The organism is Streptomyces sp. NBC_00873 (genome assembly GCF_045207415.1).
GTDB lineage: Bacteria > Actinomycetota > Actinomycetes > Streptomycetales > Streptomycetaceae > Streptomyces.
Genome location: NZ_CP108803.1, coordinates 5561712 through 5578467 on the forward strand (window position 1 = coordinate 5561712; position 16756 = coordinate 5578467).

Annotated in this window: 17 protein-coding genes and 1 tRNA gene; 5 read left to right on the top strand and 13 right to left on the bottom strand. The window is 70.7% G+C overall.

What is annotated here, in order from left to right; translation table 11 throughout:
* Nucleotides 1-211 precede the first annotated feature (211 nt).
* Nucleotides 212-997 carry a LuxR C-terminal-related transcriptional regulator gene (locus OH809_RS25820; RefSeq protein WP_406424987.1) on the top strand — a complete coding sequence of 262 codons (786 nt, stop codon included), beginning with the start codon at nt 212-214 and terminating at the stop codon, nt 995-997.
* Here the strand turns inward: OH809_RS25820 and OH809_RS25825 are convergent.
* Nucleotides 956-1453: a MarR family winged helix-turn-helix transcriptional regulator gene (locus tag OH809_RS25825; RefSeq protein WP_393305054.1), complete on the bottom strand. Its 498-nt coding sequence runs from the start codon at nt 1451-1453 to the stop codon at nt 956-958. The two genes, OH809_RS25820 and OH809_RS25825, sit on opposite strands and share 42 nt — an antisense overlap.
* Before the next feature lie 89 nt (nt 1454-1542).
* Here OH809_RS25825 and OH809_RS25830 point away from each other — a divergent pair, with 89 nt between their 5' ends.
* Together OH809_RS25830 and OH809_RS25835 are read left to right on the top strand one after the other, a co-directional pair.
* A complete protein-coding gene (locus tag OH809_RS25830) occupies nt 1543-2340 on the top strand; it encodes a trans-aconitate 2-methyltransferase (protein WP_406420276.1) in 798 nt (265 codons plus the stop codon).
* Nucleotides 2340-2705 carry a VOC family protein gene (locus OH809_RS25835; RefSeq protein WP_406420275.1) on the top strand — a complete coding sequence of 122 codons (366 nt, stop codon included), beginning with the start codon at nt 2340-2342 and terminating at the stop codon, nt 2703-2705. Before OH809_RS25830 ends, OH809_RS25835 begins: the two co-directional genes overlap by 1 nt.
* A gap of 65 nt (nt 2706-2770) precedes the next feature.
* Here the strand turns inward: OH809_RS25835 and OH809_RS25840 are convergent, their stop codons facing one another.
* The 3 genes from OH809_RS25840 to OH809_RS25850 all read right to left on the bottom strand — a co-directional run bounded on the left by OH809_RS25840 (nt 2771) and on the right by OH809_RS25850 (nt 4978).
* Complete coding sequence (locus tag OH809_RS25840; RefSeq protein WP_406420274.1) at nt 2771-3175, bottom strand: hypothetical protein; 405 nt, start codon at nt 3173-3175, stop codon at nt 2771-2773.
* Between the two features lie 118 nt (nt 3176-3293).
* Nucleotides 3294-3980, bottom strand: coding sequence for a TetR family transcriptional regulator (locus OH809_RS25845; RefSeq protein WP_406420273.1), 687 nt, complete (start codon nt 3978-3980; stop codon nt 3294-3296).
* On the bottom strand, nt 3977-4978 hold the full coding sequence (locus OH809_RS25850) for an acyl-CoA desaturase (RefSeq protein ID WP_406420272.1): 1002 nt from the start codon (nt 4976-4978) through the stop codon (nt 3977-3979). The genes OH809_RS25845 and OH809_RS25850 overlap by 4 nt, the downstream gene beginning before the upstream one ends.
* Before the next feature lie 313 nt (nt 4979-5291).
* Here OH809_RS25850 and ppc point away from each other — a divergent pair, with 313 nt between their 5' ends.
* On the top strand, nt 5292-8021 hold the full coding sequence (ppc, locus tag OH809_RS25855; RefSeq protein ID WP_406420271.1) for a phosphoenolpyruvate carboxylase: 2730 nt from the start codon (nt 5292-5294) through the stop codon (nt 8019-8021).
* A 69-nt stretch (nt 8022-8090) separates the two neighbouring features.
* Here the strand turns inward: ppc and OH809_RS25860 are convergent, their stop codons facing one another.
* From OH809_RS25860 to OH809_RS25890, 7 genes are all read right to left on the bottom strand, one after another.
* Nucleotides 8091-8816, bottom strand: a complete 726-nt coding sequence (locus OH809_RS25860; RefSeq protein ID WP_406420270.1) for an LPXTG cell wall anchor domain-containing protein — start codon at nt 8814-8816, stop codon at nt 8091-8093.
* Nucleotides 8817-9060: 244 nt separating this feature from the next.
* Nucleotides 9061-9531, bottom strand: coding sequence for a hypothetical protein (locus OH809_RS25865; RefSeq protein ID WP_406420269.1), 471 nt, complete (start codon nt 9529-9531; stop codon nt 9061-9063).
* A gap of 86 nt (nt 9532-9617) precedes the next feature.
* Nucleotides 9618-10211, bottom strand: a complete 594-nt coding sequence (pth, locus tag OH809_RS25870) for an aminoacyl-tRNA hydrolase (RefSeq protein WP_406420268.1) — start codon at nt 10209-10211, stop codon at nt 9618-9620.
* 127 nt (nt 10212-10338) lie between these two features.
* Nucleotides 10339-10923, bottom strand: a complete 585-nt coding sequence (locus tag OH809_RS25875) for a 50S ribosomal protein L25/general stress protein Ctc (RefSeq protein ID WP_406420267.1) — start codon at nt 10921-10923, stop codon at nt 10339-10341.
* Between the two features lie 183 nt (nt 10924-11106).
* Nucleotides 11107-12081, bottom strand: coding sequence for a ribose-phosphate diphosphokinase (locus OH809_RS25880; protein ID WP_266360979.1), 975 nt, complete (start codon nt 12079-12081; stop codon nt 11107-11109).
* Nucleotides 12082-12199: 118 nt separating this feature from the next.
* The gene (gene glmU / locus OH809_RS25885) at nt 12200-13633 is read right to left on the bottom strand and encodes a bifunctional UDP-N-acetylglucosamine diphosphorylase/glucosamine-1-phosphate N-acetyltransferase GlmU (protein WP_406420266.1); all 1434 of its coding nucleotides are present in this window, start codon (nt 13631-13633) and stop codon (nt 12200-12202) included.
* Nucleotides 13634-13795: 162 nt separating this feature from the next.
* Nucleotides 13796-13866 (bottom strand) — tRNA-Gln (locus OH809_RS25890).
* Between the two features lie 163 nt (nt 13867-14029).
* Here OH809_RS25890 and OH809_RS25895 point away from each other — a divergent pair.
* Nucleotides 14030-15349, top strand: a complete 1320-nt coding sequence (locus tag OH809_RS25895; protein WP_406515683.1) for a sensor histidine kinase — start codon at nt 14030-14032, stop codon at nt 15347-15349.
* Nucleotides 15350-15509: 160 nt separating this feature from the next.
* Here the strand turns inward: OH809_RS25895 and OH809_RS25900 are convergent, their stop codons facing one another.
* Together OH809_RS25900 and OH809_RS25905 are read right to left on the bottom strand one after the other, a co-directional pair.
* Nucleotides 15510-16046: an SUKH-3 domain-containing protein gene (locus tag OH809_RS25900; RefSeq protein WP_406515684.1), complete on the bottom strand. Its 537-nt coding sequence runs from the start codon at nt 16044-16046 to the stop codon at nt 15510-15512.
* A gap of 10 nt (nt 16047-16056) precedes the next feature.
* Nucleotides 16057-16581 carry a YwqJ-related putative deaminase gene (locus OH809_RS25905; protein ID WP_406420263.1) on the bottom strand — a complete coding sequence of 175 codons (525 nt, stop codon included), beginning with the start codon at nt 16579-16581 and terminating at the stop codon, nt 16057-16059.
* Nucleotides 16582-16756 lie beyond the last annotated feature (175 nt).

Below are 16756 nucleotides of genomic sequence, written 5' to 3' on the forward strand. Positions count from 1 at the left end.
ACGCTGATGCTCAGCACCGGTGGGGGCCGGTGCTGATTCAGGGGTACGAGACAGTCGGGCACGACGCCCGGGGCGGGGTGGCAGTCGGCATACGGCGGCGGCCGTAGAACTGCGGTTCACCCTCATCGCTCCGGGCGTCGTGCCCGCACCGGTCCGTCCCGTTCGGGGGGTCCTGGGGTGGCCCCGGAACAGATGCAGTGTGGGGGTACCTGTGGTTCGTATCCGGGTTCTCGTGGTGGACGACCACCGCATTTTCGCCGAGTCGCTCGCGGCGGCACTCGCGGCGGAACCGGACGTGGAGGTGGCGGCGGCGGGCAGTGGCCCGGCCGCGCTTCGGTGTCTGGAGCGGGCGTCCGCCGAAGGCCGTAGGTACGACGTGATACTCGTCGATGCCGACCTGGGCATCCTGCCGACGGCCACGGGACGAACCGCCCCCGGCCCGGTCCCGGTCCCCGCCCCGCGCAGTGGCGAACACGCCCCGGTCGACGGGATCTCGCTGGTCGCCGGGGTCCGTTCGGGCCAGCCGTCCGTCCGTACGGTGGTGCTCGCCGAGAAGGACGACCCGCGCCGGGCCGCGCTGGCGTTGCAGGCCGGGGCCTGTGGGTGGGTCGCCAAGGACTGCTCGCTGCAACGGCTGCTCGCGGTCATCCGGGGGGTGCTCCGCGACGAGACGCATCTGCCTCCGGCGCTGCTCACCGGTGTCCTGCGCGAGCTGACGGCAGCCCGCAAGCACCGCACCGAGAGCGAGCAGCTGGTCGAGTCGCTGACCCCGCGCGAGCGCGAGGTGCTGCGCTGCATGGTGGCCGGGCTGGGCCGCAAGGCGGTGGCGGAGCGGCTGTACCTCTCCCCGCACACGGTGCGTACGCATATGCAGAACGTGCTGGGGAAGCTGGGCGTGCACTCGACGCTGGCCGCGGTGGCGCTGGCCCGACGCGCCGGTGTCGGACCGGCCGAGCTATCCGGGGATGTTGTCGAACGGGGCGGTCAACTGGCGTAGCAGCCCGGCCAGTTCGCCGCGTTGGTGGCGGGAGAGCTCGCCGAGGATGGCGCGCTCCTGGGTGAGCAGTCCGGCCAGCGACTGGTCGGCCTTGTCGCGTCCCTCCGCGGTGAGCCGGACCAGCACGCCGCGCCGGTCGCTGGGGTCGGGGAGCCGTTCGACGAGGTTCTTCTTGGTCAGCCGGTCGATGCGGTTGGTCATCGTGCCCGAGGTGACCAGCGTCTGGGTGAGCAGCTGACCGGGGGAGAGCTGGTACGGGGCCCCGGCGCGGCGCAGCGACGTCAGTACGTCGAACTCCCACGGCTCAAGATGGTGCTCGGAGAAGGCGATCCGGCGGGCCCGGTCGAGGTGACGGGCAAGGCGTGAGACGCGGCTGAGCACCTCAAGTGGTTCCACGTCGAGGTCGGGGCGCTCGCGACGCCATGCAGCGACCAGTCGGTCAACCTCGTCCTCCATGTGGATCAGTGTAAAGGGTCTGTCGACATGAAGTCTCTTGAATTCGAGTGTCTTGACATCAAGATACATCCATGGTGATCCTGGCTGCCATGACGACACCGACCTGGGATCCGCAGCAGTACCTGCGCCACGCGGACCACCGCACCCGCCCGTTCCAGGATCTCCTGTCCCGCATCCCGGAGCCCCCGGCCGCCCCCGCGCCCCGCATCGCGGACCTGGGCTGCGGCGCGGGCAACGTCACGGCACTCCTCACGGCCCGCTGGCCGACGGCCCGGATCACCGGGTACGACAACTCCCCCCAGATGCTGGAACAGGCCCGAGCCCACGCCACACCCCTCCTGGACTTCGCCGAGGCCGACGCGACGACCTGGACGCCGGCAGAACCGTACGACCTGATCGTCTCCAATGCCCTGCTCCAGTGGGTCCCCGGCCACGTCGGCCGCTTTCCCGGCTGGCTGGACGGCATCACCCCGGGCGGCACGTTCGCCTTCCAGGTCCCCGGCAACTTCGACCAGCCCACCCACACCCTGATGCGCGAACTGGCGGAGTCCCCACGCTGGCGCTCCCGCCTGACCGGCGTCCTGCGCCACGCCGACGCGGTCCTCAGCCCCACCGCCTATCTGGACGCCCTGACGGCCCCCGGCATCACGGCGGACGTCTGGGAGACCACGTACCTCCACCTCCTCCAGGGCGAGGACGCCGCCCTCGACTGGGTGAAGGGCACGGGCCTGCGCCCCGTCCTGACGGCGCTCGCGGACGACCCGGAGGCGCACGAGGCGTTCCTCACCGAATACCGGGACCTGCTGCGCACCGCGTACCCGAAGGGTCCGCACGGCACGGTCTTCCCGTTCCGCCGCATCTTCGCCGTCGCCCACAAGGAGAAGTGATGATCGCCGCAGTGGACCACGTCCAACTGGCCGCCCCGGCAGGCTCGGAGCCCGCCCTGCGCACGTACTACGTGGACATCCTGGGAATGACCGAACTTCCCAAGCCCCCGGTCCTGGCGGCCCGCGGCGGCTGCTGGTTCCAGGCGGGACCGGTCCAGCTGCACCTGGGCATCGAGGCCGACTTCCGCCCGGCGAAGAAGGCCCACCCGGGGCTGCGCGTCACGGACATCGAGGCGTTCGCGGCACGGCTGGAGGCACACGGCGCGCAGGTGCACCGGGACGCCGACCTGCCGGGGCACCGGCGCTTCTACTCCTGCGACCCGGTGGGAAACCGGCTGGAATTCCTGGAGCCGGTGGACGGGTGAGCCGCGGAGCCGGTCGAGCGCGCGCGGGGTGATGCCGATCCCGAGCGGTGCGGCGTCACGGTGGGCTATGCGTCGTTCAGGGCCCCGGTCACCAGCTCCAGATCCACCGGCATGACCGCGATCAGGACAGTCCCGTCCGACGACGCGCACTCCACGATCCGGGAACCCGGATTGATGACCAGACCCTCACGTGTCGATACCGCGCGCACCGCGGTCCGGTGCAGATCGCCGGGGAGGACGACCGCCGACCTGCCGTAGGCGGGGCGCCAGGTCAGGGGCTTCGCGTTGATCAGCAGCTGCCCGGGGCGCCAGCGGTTGCCGTGGGACGCCCGCTTGATCATGCACGGGATCCCGGTCGGTGCTCCGTCGGCCGCCCGCGCCGACCTGCGCCGGTGTCTGCGGCGGATCAGCATGCCGACGAGAGAACCGACTACGCCGAGCACCACACAATCGATCGCAAATTCGATCACCCCTGTATTGAAACAGGTGAGGGGCGCCGAGGGGATGAGCTCGAAGGCCGGCCCGCCCCGGCCCGCCGCCCGCCCGTCCGGCACCGTCGTACCGCGTGCGGTGCCGGCTCCTGTCGGGTCAGTTCTTCCGGTGACCTACCAGGCGCGGCTTCGACTCCAGGTTCTCCAGGCCGTGCCAGGCCAGGTTCACCAGATGCGCCGCCACCTCCGCCTTCTTCGGCTTGCGGACGTTCAGCCACCACTGGCCCGTCAGCGCCACCATGCCGACCAGCGCCTGCGCGTACAGCGGGGCGAGCTTCGGGTCGAAGCCGCGGGCCTTGAACTCCAGCCCCAGGATGTCCTCGACCTGCGTGGCGATGTCGCTGATCAGGGATGCGAACGTGCCGGTCGACTGGGCGACCGGGGAGTCGCGGACCAGGATGCGGAAGCCGTCCGTGTACCTCTCGATGTAGTCGAGCAGCGCGAATGCCGCCTGTTCCAGGAGTTCGCGCGGGTGGCCGGCGGTCAGGGCGCTGGTGACCATGTCGAGGAGCTGGCGCATCTCGCGGTCGACCACGACGGCGTACAGGCCCTCCTTGCCGCCGAAGTGTTCGTAGACGACCGGCTTGGAGACGCCGGCGCGGGCCGCGATCTCCTCCACCGAGGTGCCTTCGAAGCCCTTGTCGGCGAAGAGGGTACGGCCGATGTCCAGCAACTGTTCGCGGCGTTCCTTGCCGGTCATCCTCACGCGGCGGGTACGCCGGGTGGAGGAGGGACGGTTCTTCTCGCTGCTCGTGTTGCCGTCGGTCGCCACGTCGTCAATCATGCCGCGTCGGCGCGCGCGGACTCGCGCCGGGAGTCGATCCGGCGGGACTCGATCCGGGCGGAGTCCGGCCAGCGCACGTCGTACGCCCAGCCGAGCTTCTCGAACCAGCGGATCAGCCGGGCACTGGAGTCGACCTGGCCCCTCATCACCCCGTGCCGGGCGCTCGTCGGATCCGCGTGGTGCAGGTTGTGCCACGACTCGCCGCAGGAGAGGACCGCCAGCCACCACACATTGCCGGACCGGTCACGGGACTTGAACGGGCGCTTGCCGACCGCGTGGCAGATGGAGTTGATCGACCAGGTGACGTGGTGCAGAAGCGCCACCCGTACGAGAGAGCCCCAGAAGAACGCCGTCGCCGCTCCCCACCACGACATCGTCACCAGACCGCCGACCAGCGGCGGGATCGCCAGCGACACGATCGTGAGGGTGAGGAAGTGGCGGGAGACCCCGCGGATCGCCGGGTCCTTGATCAGGTCCGGCGCGTACTTCTGCTGCGGGGTCTGCTCCTCGTCGAACATCCAGCCGATGTGCGCCCACCACAGCCCCTTCATCAGGGCAGGGAGCGTCTCGCCGAACCGCCACGGCGAGTGCGGGTCGCCCTCGGCGTCGGAGAAGCGGTGGTGCTTGCGATGGTCGGCCACCCATCGCACCAGCGGCCCTTCCACGGCCAGCGACCCGGCAACGGCCAGGGCGATGCGGAGCGGGCGCTTCGCCTTGAAGGAGCCATGGGTGAAGTAGCGGTGGAAGCCGATCGTGATGCCGTGGCAGCCGATGAAGTACATCGCGACCAGCAGACCGAGATCGAGCCAGCTCACACCGCGGCCCCAGGCCAGCGGCACCGCCGCGACCAGGGCCATGAACGGCACCACGATGAACAGCAGCAGGGCGATCTGCTCGATCGACCGCTTGTTGTCGCCGCCGAGCGTGGCGGAAGGGAGGACCGGACCGTCGGCCGCCGCTGCCGGGGCGTCGTCGATCACATCGGGGCTGGTGTTCATGGGGAGTCCCCTGGAGGGTGAGGAGTACGAGGACAACTCTGGCTACGCATCCGTAACCTACGGTTTCGTAAGTATGGCAGCGCGGAGGCCCGCAGCACGAGAGCGCCGTCGGAGCCACCGCTCCACCGGGTCGACGAGGGCTGTGGGCAACGCCGACGGCACGGACACCTATCCTGGAAGCGTCGGACAGCGCGGTCCGCACTCTGCTTTCCCGGGGCGGCGACAGCACCGCTGCCAGCCGCGGGCCCCGGACCCCCTTGTGGGGAGACGCTTCGCGACGCACCTCCTCAATCACTGCAAGGAGCCGCACACTGTGAGCAGTGCCGACCAGACCCCCGCCGCAAGCCCCGAGCTGCGCGCCGACATCCGGCGCCTCGGCGATCTGCTGGGCGAGACCCTCGTACGTCAGGAGGGCCAGGAACTCCTCGACCTCGTCGAGCGTGTCCGCGCCCTGACCCGTACCGACGGCGAGGCAGCCGCCGAACTCCTCGGCGACACGGACCTGGAGACCGCAGCGCAGCTGGTGCGCGCCTTCTCCACCTACTTCCACCTCGCCAACGTCACCGAGCAGGTCCACCGCGCCCACGAGATGCGCGACCGGCGCGCCGCCGAGGGCGGTCTGCTGGCCCGTACCGCCGACCGGCTGAAGGACGCGGACCCCGAGCACCTGCGCGCGACCGTCAAGAACCTCAACGTACGGCCCGTCTTCACCGCGCACCCGACCGAGGCCGCGCGGCGCTCCGTGCTGAACAAGCTCCGCCGCATCGCCGAGCTGCTGGAGACCCCCGTCATCGAGGCCGACCGCCGCCGCCACGACCTGCGGCTCGCCGAGAACATCGACCTCATCTGGCAGACCGACGAGCTGCGCGTCGTCCGCCCGGAGCCGGCCGACGAGGCCCGTAACGCCATCTACTACCTCGACGAGCTGCACGCCAACGCCGTCGGGGACGTACTCGAGGACCTCGCTGCCGAGCTGGAGCGGGTCGGCGTCGAACTGCCCGCGGGCACCCGCCCGCTGACCTTCGGCACCTGGATCGGCGGCGACCGCGACGGCAACCCCAACGTGACGCCCGCCGTCACCCGCGAAGTGCTGATCCTCCAGCACGAGCACGGCATCACCGACGCGCTGGAGCTCGTCGACCACCTCCGCGCGCAGCTCTCCAACTCCATCCGCTACACCGGCGCCACCGACGAACTGCTGACCTCGCTCCAGGCCGACCTGGAACGCCTCCCCGAGATCAGCCCCCGCTACAAGCGGCTGAACGCCGAGGAGCCGTACCGCCTCAAGGCCACCTGCATCCGCCAGAAGCTCCTCAACACCCGCGAACGTCTCGCCGGCGGCACCCCGCACCGCCCCGGCTGCGACTACCTCGGCACCGCCGAGCTCATCGAGGACCTGGTGCTCATCCAGACCTCGCTGCGCGAGCACCGCGGCGGTCTCTTCGCCGACGGCCGGATGGACCGCACGATCCGCACGCTCTCCGCGTTCGGTCTGCAGCTCGCCACCATGGACGTACGTGAGCACGCGGACGCCCACCACCACGCCCTCGGCCAGCTCTTCGACCGGCTCGGCGAGGAGTCCTGGCGGTACGCCGACATGCCGCGCGACTACCGGCAGAAGCTGCTCGCCAAGGAGCTCCGCTCGCGCCGCCCGCTCGCCCCGACCCCGGCCCCGCTGGACGCCGCGGGCGAGAAGACCCTCGGCGTCTTCCACACCATCAAGGAAGCCTTCGAGCGGTTCGGCCCTGAGGTCATCGAGTCCTACATCATCTCGATGTGCCAGGGCGCCGACGACGTCTTCGCGGCCGCCGTCCTGGCCCGTGAGGCCGGGCTGCTCGATCTGCACGGCGGCTGGGCCAAGATCGGCATCGTGCCGCTCCTGGAGACCACCGACGAGCTGCGCGCCGCCGACGTCATTCTCGACGAGATGCTCGCCGATCCGTCGTACCGCCGTCTCGTCTCCCTGCGCGGAGACGTGCAGGAGGTCATGCTCGGCTACTCCGACTCCTCCAAGTTCGGCGGCATCACCACCTCGCAGTGGGAGATCCATCGGGCGCAGCGCCGACTGCGTGACGTCGCGCACCGCTACGGCGTACGGCTGCGGCTCTTCCACGGCCGCGGCGGCACCGTCGGCCGTGGTGGCGGCCCCTCGCACGACGCGATCCTCGCGCAGCCGTGGGGCACGCTGGAGGGCGAGATCAAGGTGACCGAGCAGGGCGAGGTCATCTCCGACAAGTACCTCATCCCGGCGCTCGCCCGGGAGAACCTGGAGCTGACCGTCGCGGCCACCCTCCAGGCATCCGCGCTGCACACCGCGCCCCGCCAGTCCGACGAGGCCCTGGCCCGCTGGGACGCGGCGATGGACACCGTCTCCGACGCCGCGCACAACGCCTACCGCAAGCTGGTCGAGGACCCGGACCTGCCCGCGTACTTCTTCGCGTCCACCCCGGTCGACCAGCTCGCCGAGCTGCACCTGGGTTCCCGTCCGTCGCGGCGCCCGGACTCCGGCGCCGGTCTCGACGGCCTGCGGGCCATCCCGTGGGTCTTCGGCTGGACCCAGTCGCGGCAGATCGTGCCCGGCTGGTACGGCGTCGGCTCGGGGCTCAAGGCGCTGCGCGAGGCCGGTCCGGGCACCGTTCTGGACGAGATGCACGAGCACTGGCACTTCTTCCGGAACTTCATCTCGAACGTGGAGATGACGCTCGCCAAGACCGACCTGCGGATCGCCCGCCACTATGTCGACACGCTCGTCCCCGACGAGCTGAAGCACGTCTTCGCCGACATCGAGGCCGAGCATGCGCTCACGGTGAAGGAAGTCCTGAAGGTCACCGGCGGGACCGAGCTGCTCGGCACCAGCCCGGTGCTCCAGCAGACGTTCGCCATCCGGGACGCCTACCTGGACCCGATTTCGTACCTCCAGGTCTCGCTGCTGGCCCGCCAGCGCCGTGCCGCCGAGCTCGGCGAGGAGGCCGACCCGCTGCTCGCCCGGGCCCTGCTGCTCACGGTGAACGGTGTCGCCGCGGGTCTGCGCAACACCGGCTGACCCTCTCGCCCGCAGCACGACAGTGCCCCCACCGGACGCATCCGGTGGGGGCACTCCGCTGCGCGGACGTCAGTGCTGCTGGGCCTTGCGGCGGCGCATCACCAGGAAGCCGCCGGCCGCGGCGAGCGCCGCGGCGACCGCCGCCATCGTGCCGACCGGGGCACTGCTTCCGGTCTCGGCGAGGTTGCCGGACGCGCCGCCCCGGGTGGACGGGGCACCGGCCAGGGTGCTTTCCGAGGGCGACGGGGTGCCGGAGGGCTGCTCGCCGCCGGGAGCGGACGGGCCGGTGGACGGCGTGGCTGAGGGCTCTTCGCCGGGCTTCGCGGGCTCTTCGCCGGGCTTCGTGGGTTCTTCGCCGGGCTTCGTGGGTTCTTCGCCGGGCTTGCCCGGCTCGCAGTCGGTCTTGAAGACCTTGTGCTTGGCCTTGCCGTTCTCGCCCTCGAAGTTCCAGAACAGCTTGTACTGGCCGTCGGGCAGGGTCATGTCGGTGGTACGGCCGTGGCCGGAACCGTCGAGCGCGAAGGCGCCCGTCTTGACCGTCTCGCCCTTGTCCAGGTCGTTGTTGGCCCAGGCCTCGATGTGCCACTGGACCTTCTGGGCGGCGTCGAAGCCGAACGCGTCGAGGTAGAAGGAGCAGACCTTCGGTTCGTTCCTGCGAAGCTCCTCGCCGGTCTTGGCGTCGTGGATCTTCACCGTCCCGTTGTCGCCCTTGGGCGTCGCGAAGGCGGAAGGTGCCAGCAGCAGCGAGGCGGTCACCGCGGTGACCAGAGTGCCGGCGGGAATGAGTATGCGCATGGGCAGTCCAACGTAGGAGATGAGGGATGCCGTGGGGGGTCGGCCAAGCTTCTTGTGGTTGCTTCAGCCCGTCAAATTTGATGTGTGCGCATCCGCCCCCTGTGCAGGGTTCTGCCCCAATCGTTCCGGGTAACGATCGGGCGAACGCGCGGCTCCGGTACGGGAGTCCGCGCCTCGGGGCGTCCCCGGGGAAGGGCTCGGAGCGCGGCCCGGGAGTCGCTCAGGGGGCGGCTGGGGGCGCGGCTCAAAGCGCGATGAACGTCGCCACCAGCAGGACCGCGCCCGCGATCCCGGTTCCCCATGCGGTCCGGGTGAGCCGCAGCCCGCCGCCGATGATCAGGGCGGCGAGCAGCAGTGCGCCGCCGAGCGGCACCCAGGAATGCAGGAAGCCCGGCATCCCGGTGCGTACGACCTCGTCGGTGCCGGGCTTCACGACGACCGGGAACCTGCCGCCCTTCTTCACCGCGACGGACCGCTCGATCGTCACACGCGAGCGCGCGGTGGCGTGCTCGGCGGGGGCGAACGGCCCCGTGCAGACGTCGGCGCCGCAGCCGGTGACGGTCATCGTGCCGTGCTCGCGGCCCTTGGCGAGGACGATGTGCTGCGCCGAGGACCAGGACGACAGGACGCCTGCGACGAGCAGCAGCAGGACGACGCAGCCCAGGGCGGCGCTGCGGCCGTAGAGCAGTGCGCGGTGGGAGGTGCTCCGCTTCATGGGGAGCGATCCTTGGGCAGGCGAACGCTTTCGGTCAACTTCACGTCGGACCCTGGTCGGAAATGGTCCGGGATCGCCCTGCTATCTCATGAGTTGTACGCGCTCTGCGCGCGCTCAAGACCCTCCGCGAGCAGGCACTCCACCGAGTCCGCCGCCCGGTCCACGAGATAGCCGAGCTCCTTGCGCTCGGTGGACGAGAAGTCCTTCAGTACGAAGTCGGCGACCTGCATCCGGCCCGGCGGGCGGCCGATCCCGAACCGGATCCGGTGGTAGTCGGACCCCATCGACTTGGTCATCGACTTGAGCCCGTTGTGCCCGTTGTCGCCGCCGCCCAGCTTCAGCCGGAGCGTCCCGTAGCCGATGTCCAGCTCGTCGTGGATCGCCACGATGTGATCGGTCGGCACCTTGTAGAAGTCGCGGAGCGCCGTGACGGGGCCGCCGGAGAGGTTCATGTACGACATCGGCTTGGCCAGGATCACGCGGCGGTTGGCCGGTCCGGGCGGGCCCATGCGGCCCTCGACGACCTGCGCCTGCGCCTTCTGGGCCCGCTTGAACTTCCCGCCGATCCGCTCGGCGAGGAGGTCGGCGACCATGAAGCCGACGTTGTGCCGCTGCGCCGCGTGCTCGGGGCCGGGGTTGCCGAGGCCCACGATGAGCCAGGGGTCGGTGGCGTCGGACATCTGCGCTCGGTCTCCTTCGCGTACGGATGGTTCCGGATGGCCCGGATACAGGCGGACGGGGCGGCGGGTCCCTGGGGAAGGAACCACCGCCCCGTCAGTGAAGCAGGTGAAGCGGGGAGGGCGAGGCTCAGGCCTCGGCGCCCTCGGCCTCGGCCTCGGCGGTCGGCTCCTCGGCCTGCGCGGAGACGACCTGCAGCACGACGGCGTCCTCGTCGCCGGCCAGCACGGAGCCGGCGGGCAGCGGGATGTCCTTGGCGAGGATCGAGTCACCGGCGTCGAGGCCCGCGATGGAGACCGTGACGGACTCGGGGATGTGGGTGGCCTCGGCCTCGACGAGCAGGGTGTTCTGCACGTACTCGAGGAGGTTGCCGCCCGGGGCCAGCTCGCCCTCGACCTGCACGGCGATCTCGACGTTGACCTTCTCGCCGCGCTTGACGGTCAGCAGGTCGACGTGCTCGATGTCGCCCTTGAGCGGGTTGCGCTGCACGGCCTTCGGGATGACCAGCGCGTCCTTGCCCTCGAGCTCCAGGCCGATCAGGACGTTGGCGGTGCGGAGCGCAAGGAGCAGCTCGTGGGCCGGCAGGGTGACGTGGACCGGCTCGGCACCGTGGCCGTAGACGACCGCGGGGACCTGGTTGTCACGACGGGCGCGGCGGGCGGCGCCCTTGCCGAACTCGGTACGGGGCTGGGCGGCGAGCTTGATCTCGGCCATGACTGCACTCCTCGTGGGGTGACGAAAACTGGATGGTCACCCGGCCCACGACAGGCCTGCTACGAAGAGCGCGTCGATAACGGACCGCCGTACCCATGAGTACGGCCTCCCTCGCCGAGCAACTCGCTGAGTCTACCCGGCGGGGAGGCCGCACCCAAAGTGGATCTTCTGGGTCAGGTGTTTCTACTGCTCCTCGAAGAGGCTCGTGACCGAGCCGTCCTCGAAGACCTCGCGCACCGCGCGCGCGATCATCGGCGCGATCGAGAGCACCGTGATCTTGTCGAGCTCCAGCTCACCCGGGGTCGGCAGGGTGTCCGTGAGGACGAACTCACTGACCTTGGAGTTCTTCAGCCGGTCCGCGGCCGGGCCGGAGAGCACCCCGTGCGTCGCCGTCACTATGACGTCCTCGGCGCCGTGCGCGAACAGGGCGTCGGCGGCGGCGCAGATGGTGCCACCGGTGTCGATCATGTCGTCGACCAGGACGCAGACCCGGCCCTTGACGTTGCCGACGACCTCGTGGACGGTCACCTGGTTGGCGACGTCCTTGTCACGGCGCTTGTGGACGATCGCCAGCGGGGCGTCGAGGCGGTCGCACCAGCGGTCGGCGACGCGCACGCGGCCGGCGTCCGGGGAGACGATCGTCAGCTTCGAGCGGTCGACCTTGGCGCCGACGTAGTCGGCGAGGATCGGCAGCGCGAAGAGGTGGTCGACCGGGCCGTCGAAGAAGCCCTGGATCTGGTCGGTGTGCAGGTCCACCGTGAGGATGCGGTCGGCACCCGCGGTCTTCATCAGGTCGGCGACCAGGCGGGCCGAGATCGGCTCGCGGCCACGGTGCTTCTTGTCCTGGCGGGCGTAGCCGTAGAACGGCACGATCACCGTGATGGAGCGGGCCGACGCGCGCTTCAGCGCGTCCAGCATGATCAGCTGCTCCATGATCCACTTGTTGATCGGAGCCGTGTGGCTCTGGATCAGGAAGCAGTCGGCGCCGCGTGCGGACTCCTGGAAGCGGACGTAGATCTCACCGTTGGCGAAATCGAAGGCCTTCGTCGGCACGAGGCCGACACCCAGTTGGTGCGCAACCTCCTCGGCCAGCTCGGGGTGGGCGCGGCCGGAGAAGAGCATCAGTTTCTTCTCGCCGGTCGTCTTGATCCCGGTCACAGCACAGTCTCCTCAGACGTGTTCCTGGCGCCGCACGCATGTCCCGATGTGCAACGAGCCAGCCGAAATGGGGTGAGCATCTATCACGGTACGCCGTGCGCGGCGCACCCGTTTCCGGTCAGCTTTCGCTGTCGGTCTCCGCCGCGGCGGCCCGAGCCGCCTGTGCGGCGGCGCTGCCCGGACGCTTACGGGCCACCCAGCCCGCGATATTCCTTTGCTGGCCACGGGCGACGGCCAGTGAACCGGGCGGCACGTCCTTGGTGATGACCGAGCCGGCGGCGGTGTACACGCCGTCCCCGACCGTGACAGGTGCCACAAACATATTGTCCGACCCGGTGCGGCAGTGTGACCCGATCGTCGTGTGGTGCTTCGACACCCCGTCGTAGTTCACGAAGACGCTGGCGGCGCCGATGTTGGTGTGGTCGCCGATGGTCGCGTCGCCGACATAGCTCAGGTGCGGCACCTTCGTGCCCTCGCCGATCGTGGCGTTCTTCATCTCCACGTACGTACCGGCCTTGGCCTTCGGGCCGAGCGTGGTGCCGGGGCGCAGATACGCGTACGGGCCGACCGTCGCGCCCGGGCCGATCTCCGCCCCGACCGCGACCGTGTTGTCCACGCGGGCGCCCGCGTGGACGGTGGTGTCCGTCAGCCGGCTGTTCGGGCCGACCTCGGCGTCCTCGGCGAGGTGGGTGGTCCCGAGCAACTGGGTGCCGGGATGCACGACCGCGTCCTGCTCGAACGTCACCGTGGCGTCGATCAGCGTCGTCGCCGGGTCCACGACGGTCACGCCGGCGAGCATCGCCCGCTCCAGCAGCCGCTCGTTCAGCAGGGTGCGGGCCTGGGCGAGCTGGACGCGGTTGTTGATCCCGAGGATCTCGCGGTGGTCGGCAGTGACGGAGGCGCCGACGCGGTGCCCGGCCTCACGCAGGATGGACAGCACGTCGGTGAGGTACTCCTCGCCCTGGCTGTTGTTGGCGCGGACCTTGCCGAGGGCGTCCGTGAGCAGCCGTCCGTCGAACGCGAAGACCCCGGAATTGATCTCGCGGATGGCGCGCTGCGCGTCGGTGGCGTCCTTGTGCTCGACGATCTCGGTGACCGCGCCGCTCGCGGCGTCGCGGACGATCCTGCCGTAGCCGGTGGCGTCCGGGACCTCGGCGGTCAGCACGGTGACGGCGTTCGCGTCGGCGGTGTGGACGGCGGCGAGCGCGGTGAGCGTCGCGCCGGAGAGCAGCGGGGTGTCGCCGCAGACGACGATCACCGTGCCCTCGACGGTGCCGCCGAGTTCTTCGAGCGCGGTGCGCACGGCGTGGCCGGTCCCGCCCTGGACGGCCTGGTAGGCGGTCCGCACCTGGCTGTCGACGGTGGCGAGGTGTGCGGTGACCTGCTCGCTCGCATGGCCGACGACCACGACGAGGTGCTCGGGGTTCAGCTCGCGTGCGGCGGTGACGACATGCCCGACGAGTGAGCGCCCGGAGATCTCGTGCAGAACCTTCGGGGTCTTCGACTTCATGCGGGTGCCCTCACCCGCTGCGAGGACGATGACGGCTGCCATTGGGGCCTCCCCTGATCGAGCGGCGCCTGGGCCTGAGGAGGTCCGGCGCACACGGATGTGCCCTTCGGCTTCGGATGGTGGACATCCGCAGGATACCGGGGGAGCTACTGGCCGAAACGGACGCGGGCCCCGACCGTCATGGTCGGGGCCCGCCCGTGCATGCTCCCCTGCCAGGATTCGAACCCGGACAAATGGCACCAAAAGCCACTGTGCTGCCGTTACACCACAGGGGACAGCGAAGCCGATCGACTGGACAGATCGTCAGGCCGTCGACCGGGCTGACAACACTATGCCGTACCACCGGCCTTCGACGCGACGGTTCAGCGCGCCCCGGCGAGGCGCGCTGTGATCCGCGTAGCCCGAAAATGAGCTGCGCCCGCCCGTAGGCTGGATGCCATGACCGCAACGGGGGCATACCGGGAAGGCGCAGGAACAACTACTCGCGGCTATTGGTGGTGGGAACGGCGGCGCAGTGTCGCCCTGGACGTGGGGCTGGCGCTCCTGTCGGCGCTGGAATGCGCACTGGAAGGTGTGGCGTTCGCGGGGGACACCGGGCTGCCGGTGCCCGTCGGGGTGGTGTTCGGCCTGCTCGCCGGGGCCGTCCTGGTGGTGCGGCGGCGCTGGCCGATCGCCGTGGTGCTGGTCGCGATGGCGACGACGCCTGCCGAGATGGGCTTCCTGATGGGCCTGGTCGGCCTCTACACGCTGGCCGCGTCCGACGTGCCGCGCCGGATCACCGCGGTGCTGATGGGAATGTCGCTGGTCGGGACGTTCATCGTCACGTACGTACGGCTGCGGCAGAGCGTCTCCGTGCAGTCCGGGGACTTCGGGCAGGGCCAATGGTACGTACCGCTGACGTCCCTCTTCATGTCGCTGGGTCTCACGGCTCCGCCCGTGCTGTTCGGCCTCTACATAGGGGCGCGGCGCCGGCTGATGGAGAGCCTGCGGGAGCGGGCGGACTCACTGGAACGGGAACTGTCGCTGCTCGCCGACCGGGCCGAGGAACGGGCGGAGTGGGCGCGCACGGAGGAGCGGACCCGGATCGCGCGCGAGATGCACGACGTGGTCGCGCACCGCGTCAGCCTGATGGTGGTGCATGCGGCCGCCCTGCAGGCCGTCGCTCCGAAGGACCCGGCGAAGGCGGTACGGAACGCGGCGCTGGTCGGCGACATGGGCCGGCAGGCCCTGACCGAACTGCGGGAGATGCTCGGCGTGCTGCGGACGGGGGATCCGGCGGTGACCCGGGGCGCGAAGGTTCCGCTGACCGCGGTGGGCGAGGCGGCGGCCGCTGCGGCCGCCGCCGCCACGGAGGACGGGCCGCGGCTGCACGAGGTGGAGACGCTGGTCGGGCAGTCACGCGCGGCCGGGATGACGGTGGAGCTCTCGGTGGACGGCGAGGCGTGCGCATACCCCCCCGAGGTGGAACAGACGGCGTACCGGGTGGTGCAGGAGGCCCTGACGAACGTCCACAAGCACGCGGCGGGCGCGAAGACGTGGGTGCGGCTGGCGCACCGGGGCTCGGAAGTCGCGATGCAGGTGGAGAACGGCCCGTCGGACGGCGCCGCGACGGACGCGGGGCTGCCGAGCGGCGGCAACGGCCTGGTGGGGATGCGGGAGCGGGTGCTGGGCCTGGGCGGCGTATTCGTCTCGGGCCCGACGGACGCGGGGGGCTTCCGGGTGTCGGCGGTACTCCCGGCGGCCCGCGGGGCCGCGTAACCCGCCTGCGGTCTCACCCCGTCCGGCGATGAGGACGCGGCGCTCACCCTGCGAGGGTTGCGGGCCGTGCAGGCCGGCTTTTCGAGCCTGTCCGGCGATTGAGGACAGAGCGTTCCCCGGACGCCCCGGCCCGCCTCACCGCCCCCGCCCCGGAACCCGCTCAGCCCGAAGTCAGACGCTCCGGCTGGAACCCGCCGACCAGCGTCGCCAGGGCCTGGTCGATGTCCGCGCCCAGGAACCAGTCCCCGGTGTGGTCGATGCTGTACACCCGCCCCTCGGCGTCGATCGCGAGGACCGCCTGCCCGTCCCCCTCCTCGCCCAGCGGGCTGACCTCGGTCTGCAGCGCCCGCCCGAGGTCACCGAGGGTGCGGGCCAGGTGCAGTCCGCTCAGTGGATCGATCCGCACCGACGCCGGTGCGATCTGCCGGCCCGGCGCGGGCGCGGCGATGCGCAGGCCGCCGAACTCCGCCCACGCCTCCACCGCCGCCGGGAACACTGCGTGCTGATGTCCGGCCGGCGATGTGTGGGCGCGCAGCGCGTCCGCCCACTCCTCCGCCTGCCGGATGTCCCAGCGTCCCGGCTGCCAGCCCGCGGTCCGCAGGGCGGCGTCGACGGCGACGGGAAAGCGGGTGGCGGAGGCGCGGTCCGCATGCGTCGCGCGGCCGCTCTGCTGGGGAAGGTCGGTTCGGTCGTGCATCGGCGCGCGATCAGCCCTTCTCGGCGGCGGTCACCGCGCTGGTGGTGGTGAGGTCGACGGGACGGACGCCGAAATGGGCGAGCATCGCCGTACAGGAGCGGCACGGTGGCGCGTAACTGCCGTGCATCGGGTCGCCGTCCTCGCGGATCCGACGCGCGGTCAGCCGCGAGTGCTTCAGTGCGCGCCGCGCCTCCCCGCTGGTCAGCGGCTTGCGCTGGGCCCGCTTGGACCGGCCGGTCTCCGCGGCGGTGAGCTGCCGCGAGAGCAGGATCGCCTCGGGGCAGCGGCCGGTGAAGCGTTCGCGCTGCCCGCTGGTGAGCGTGTCGAGGAAGTCCTGGACCAACGGGTGCAGTACGGGCGGCTGGTCGCCCTTGCCCGCCGTGCAGGTCAGCGTCTCACCGCGAACGGACAGCGCTGCGGCCACGGCCGGCAGGATGCCGTCGCGGCGGTGCTGGAGACGAGGTGTGCTGCTCGTCCCGGTGCTGCTCCAGTTGAGGCGCGGATCCCCGGATGTGACTGATTGTGCCGTGTGCATGGTGCGTATGTCCCTCCCGTGCCCCGCAGCGGCAGCTGCACGATGTGCGCGCCCCCGAGTTGCGGTGACAGCCTGCCAAATGTGCCAGTCGGTGGGGAAGCTGGGTCGGTGAAACGTGTCTGCGTGTCGCGGACAGTGGCCCGACCGACGCTCGTCCGTCACTCAGTTGTGACGG

Coding starts and splice junctions, on each gene's coding strand:
- OH809_RS25825 (WP_393305054.1), bottom strand. CDS start 1,453: ATGGAGGACGAGGTTGACCGACTGGTCGCTGCATGGCGTCGCGAGCGC.
- OH809_RS25830 (WP_406420276.1), top strand. CDS start 1,543: ATGACGACACCGACCTGGGATCCGCAGCAGTACCTGCGCCACGCGGAC.
- OH809_RS25835 (WP_406420275.1), top strand. CDS start 2,340: ATGATCGCCGCAGTGGACCACGTCCAACTGGCCGCCCCGGCAGGCTCG.
- OH809_RS25845 (WP_406420273.1), bottom strand. CDS start 3,980: ATGATTGACGACGTGGCGACCGACGGCAACACGAGCAGCGAGAAGAAC.
- OH809_RS25850 (WP_406420272.1), bottom strand. CDS start 4,978: ATGAACACCAGCCCCGATGTGATCGACGACGCCCCGGCAGCGGCGGCC.
- OH809_RS25860 (WP_406420270.1), bottom strand. CDS start 8,816: ATGCGCATACTCATTCCCGCCGGCACTCTGGTCACCGCGGTGACCGCC.
- OH809_RS25865 (WP_406420269.1), bottom strand. CDS start 9,531: ATGAAGCGGAGCACCTCCCACCGCGCACTGCTCTACGGCCGCAGCGCC.
- pth (WP_406420268.1), bottom strand. CDS start 10,211: ATGTCCGACGCCACCGACCCCTGGCTCATCGTGGGCCTCGGCAACCCC.
- OH809_RS25875 (WP_406420267.1), bottom strand. CDS start 10,923: ATGGCCGAGATCAAGCTCGCCGCCCAGCCCCGTACCGAGTTCGGCAAG.
- glmU (WP_406420266.1), bottom strand. CDS start 13,633: ATGGCAGCCGTCATCGTCCTCGCAGCGGGTGAGGGCACCCGCATGAAG.
- OH809_RS25895 (WP_406515683.1), top strand. CDS start 14,030: ATGACCGCAACGGGGGCATACCGGGAAGGCGCAGGAACAACTACTCGC.
- OH809_RS25900 (WP_406515684.1), bottom strand. CDS start 16,046: ATGCACGACCGAACCGACCTTCCCCAGCAGAGCGGCCGCGCGACGCAT.
- OH809_RS25905 (WP_406420263.1), bottom strand. CDS start 16,581: ATGCACACGGCACAATCAGTCACATCCGGGGATCCGCGCCTCAACTGG.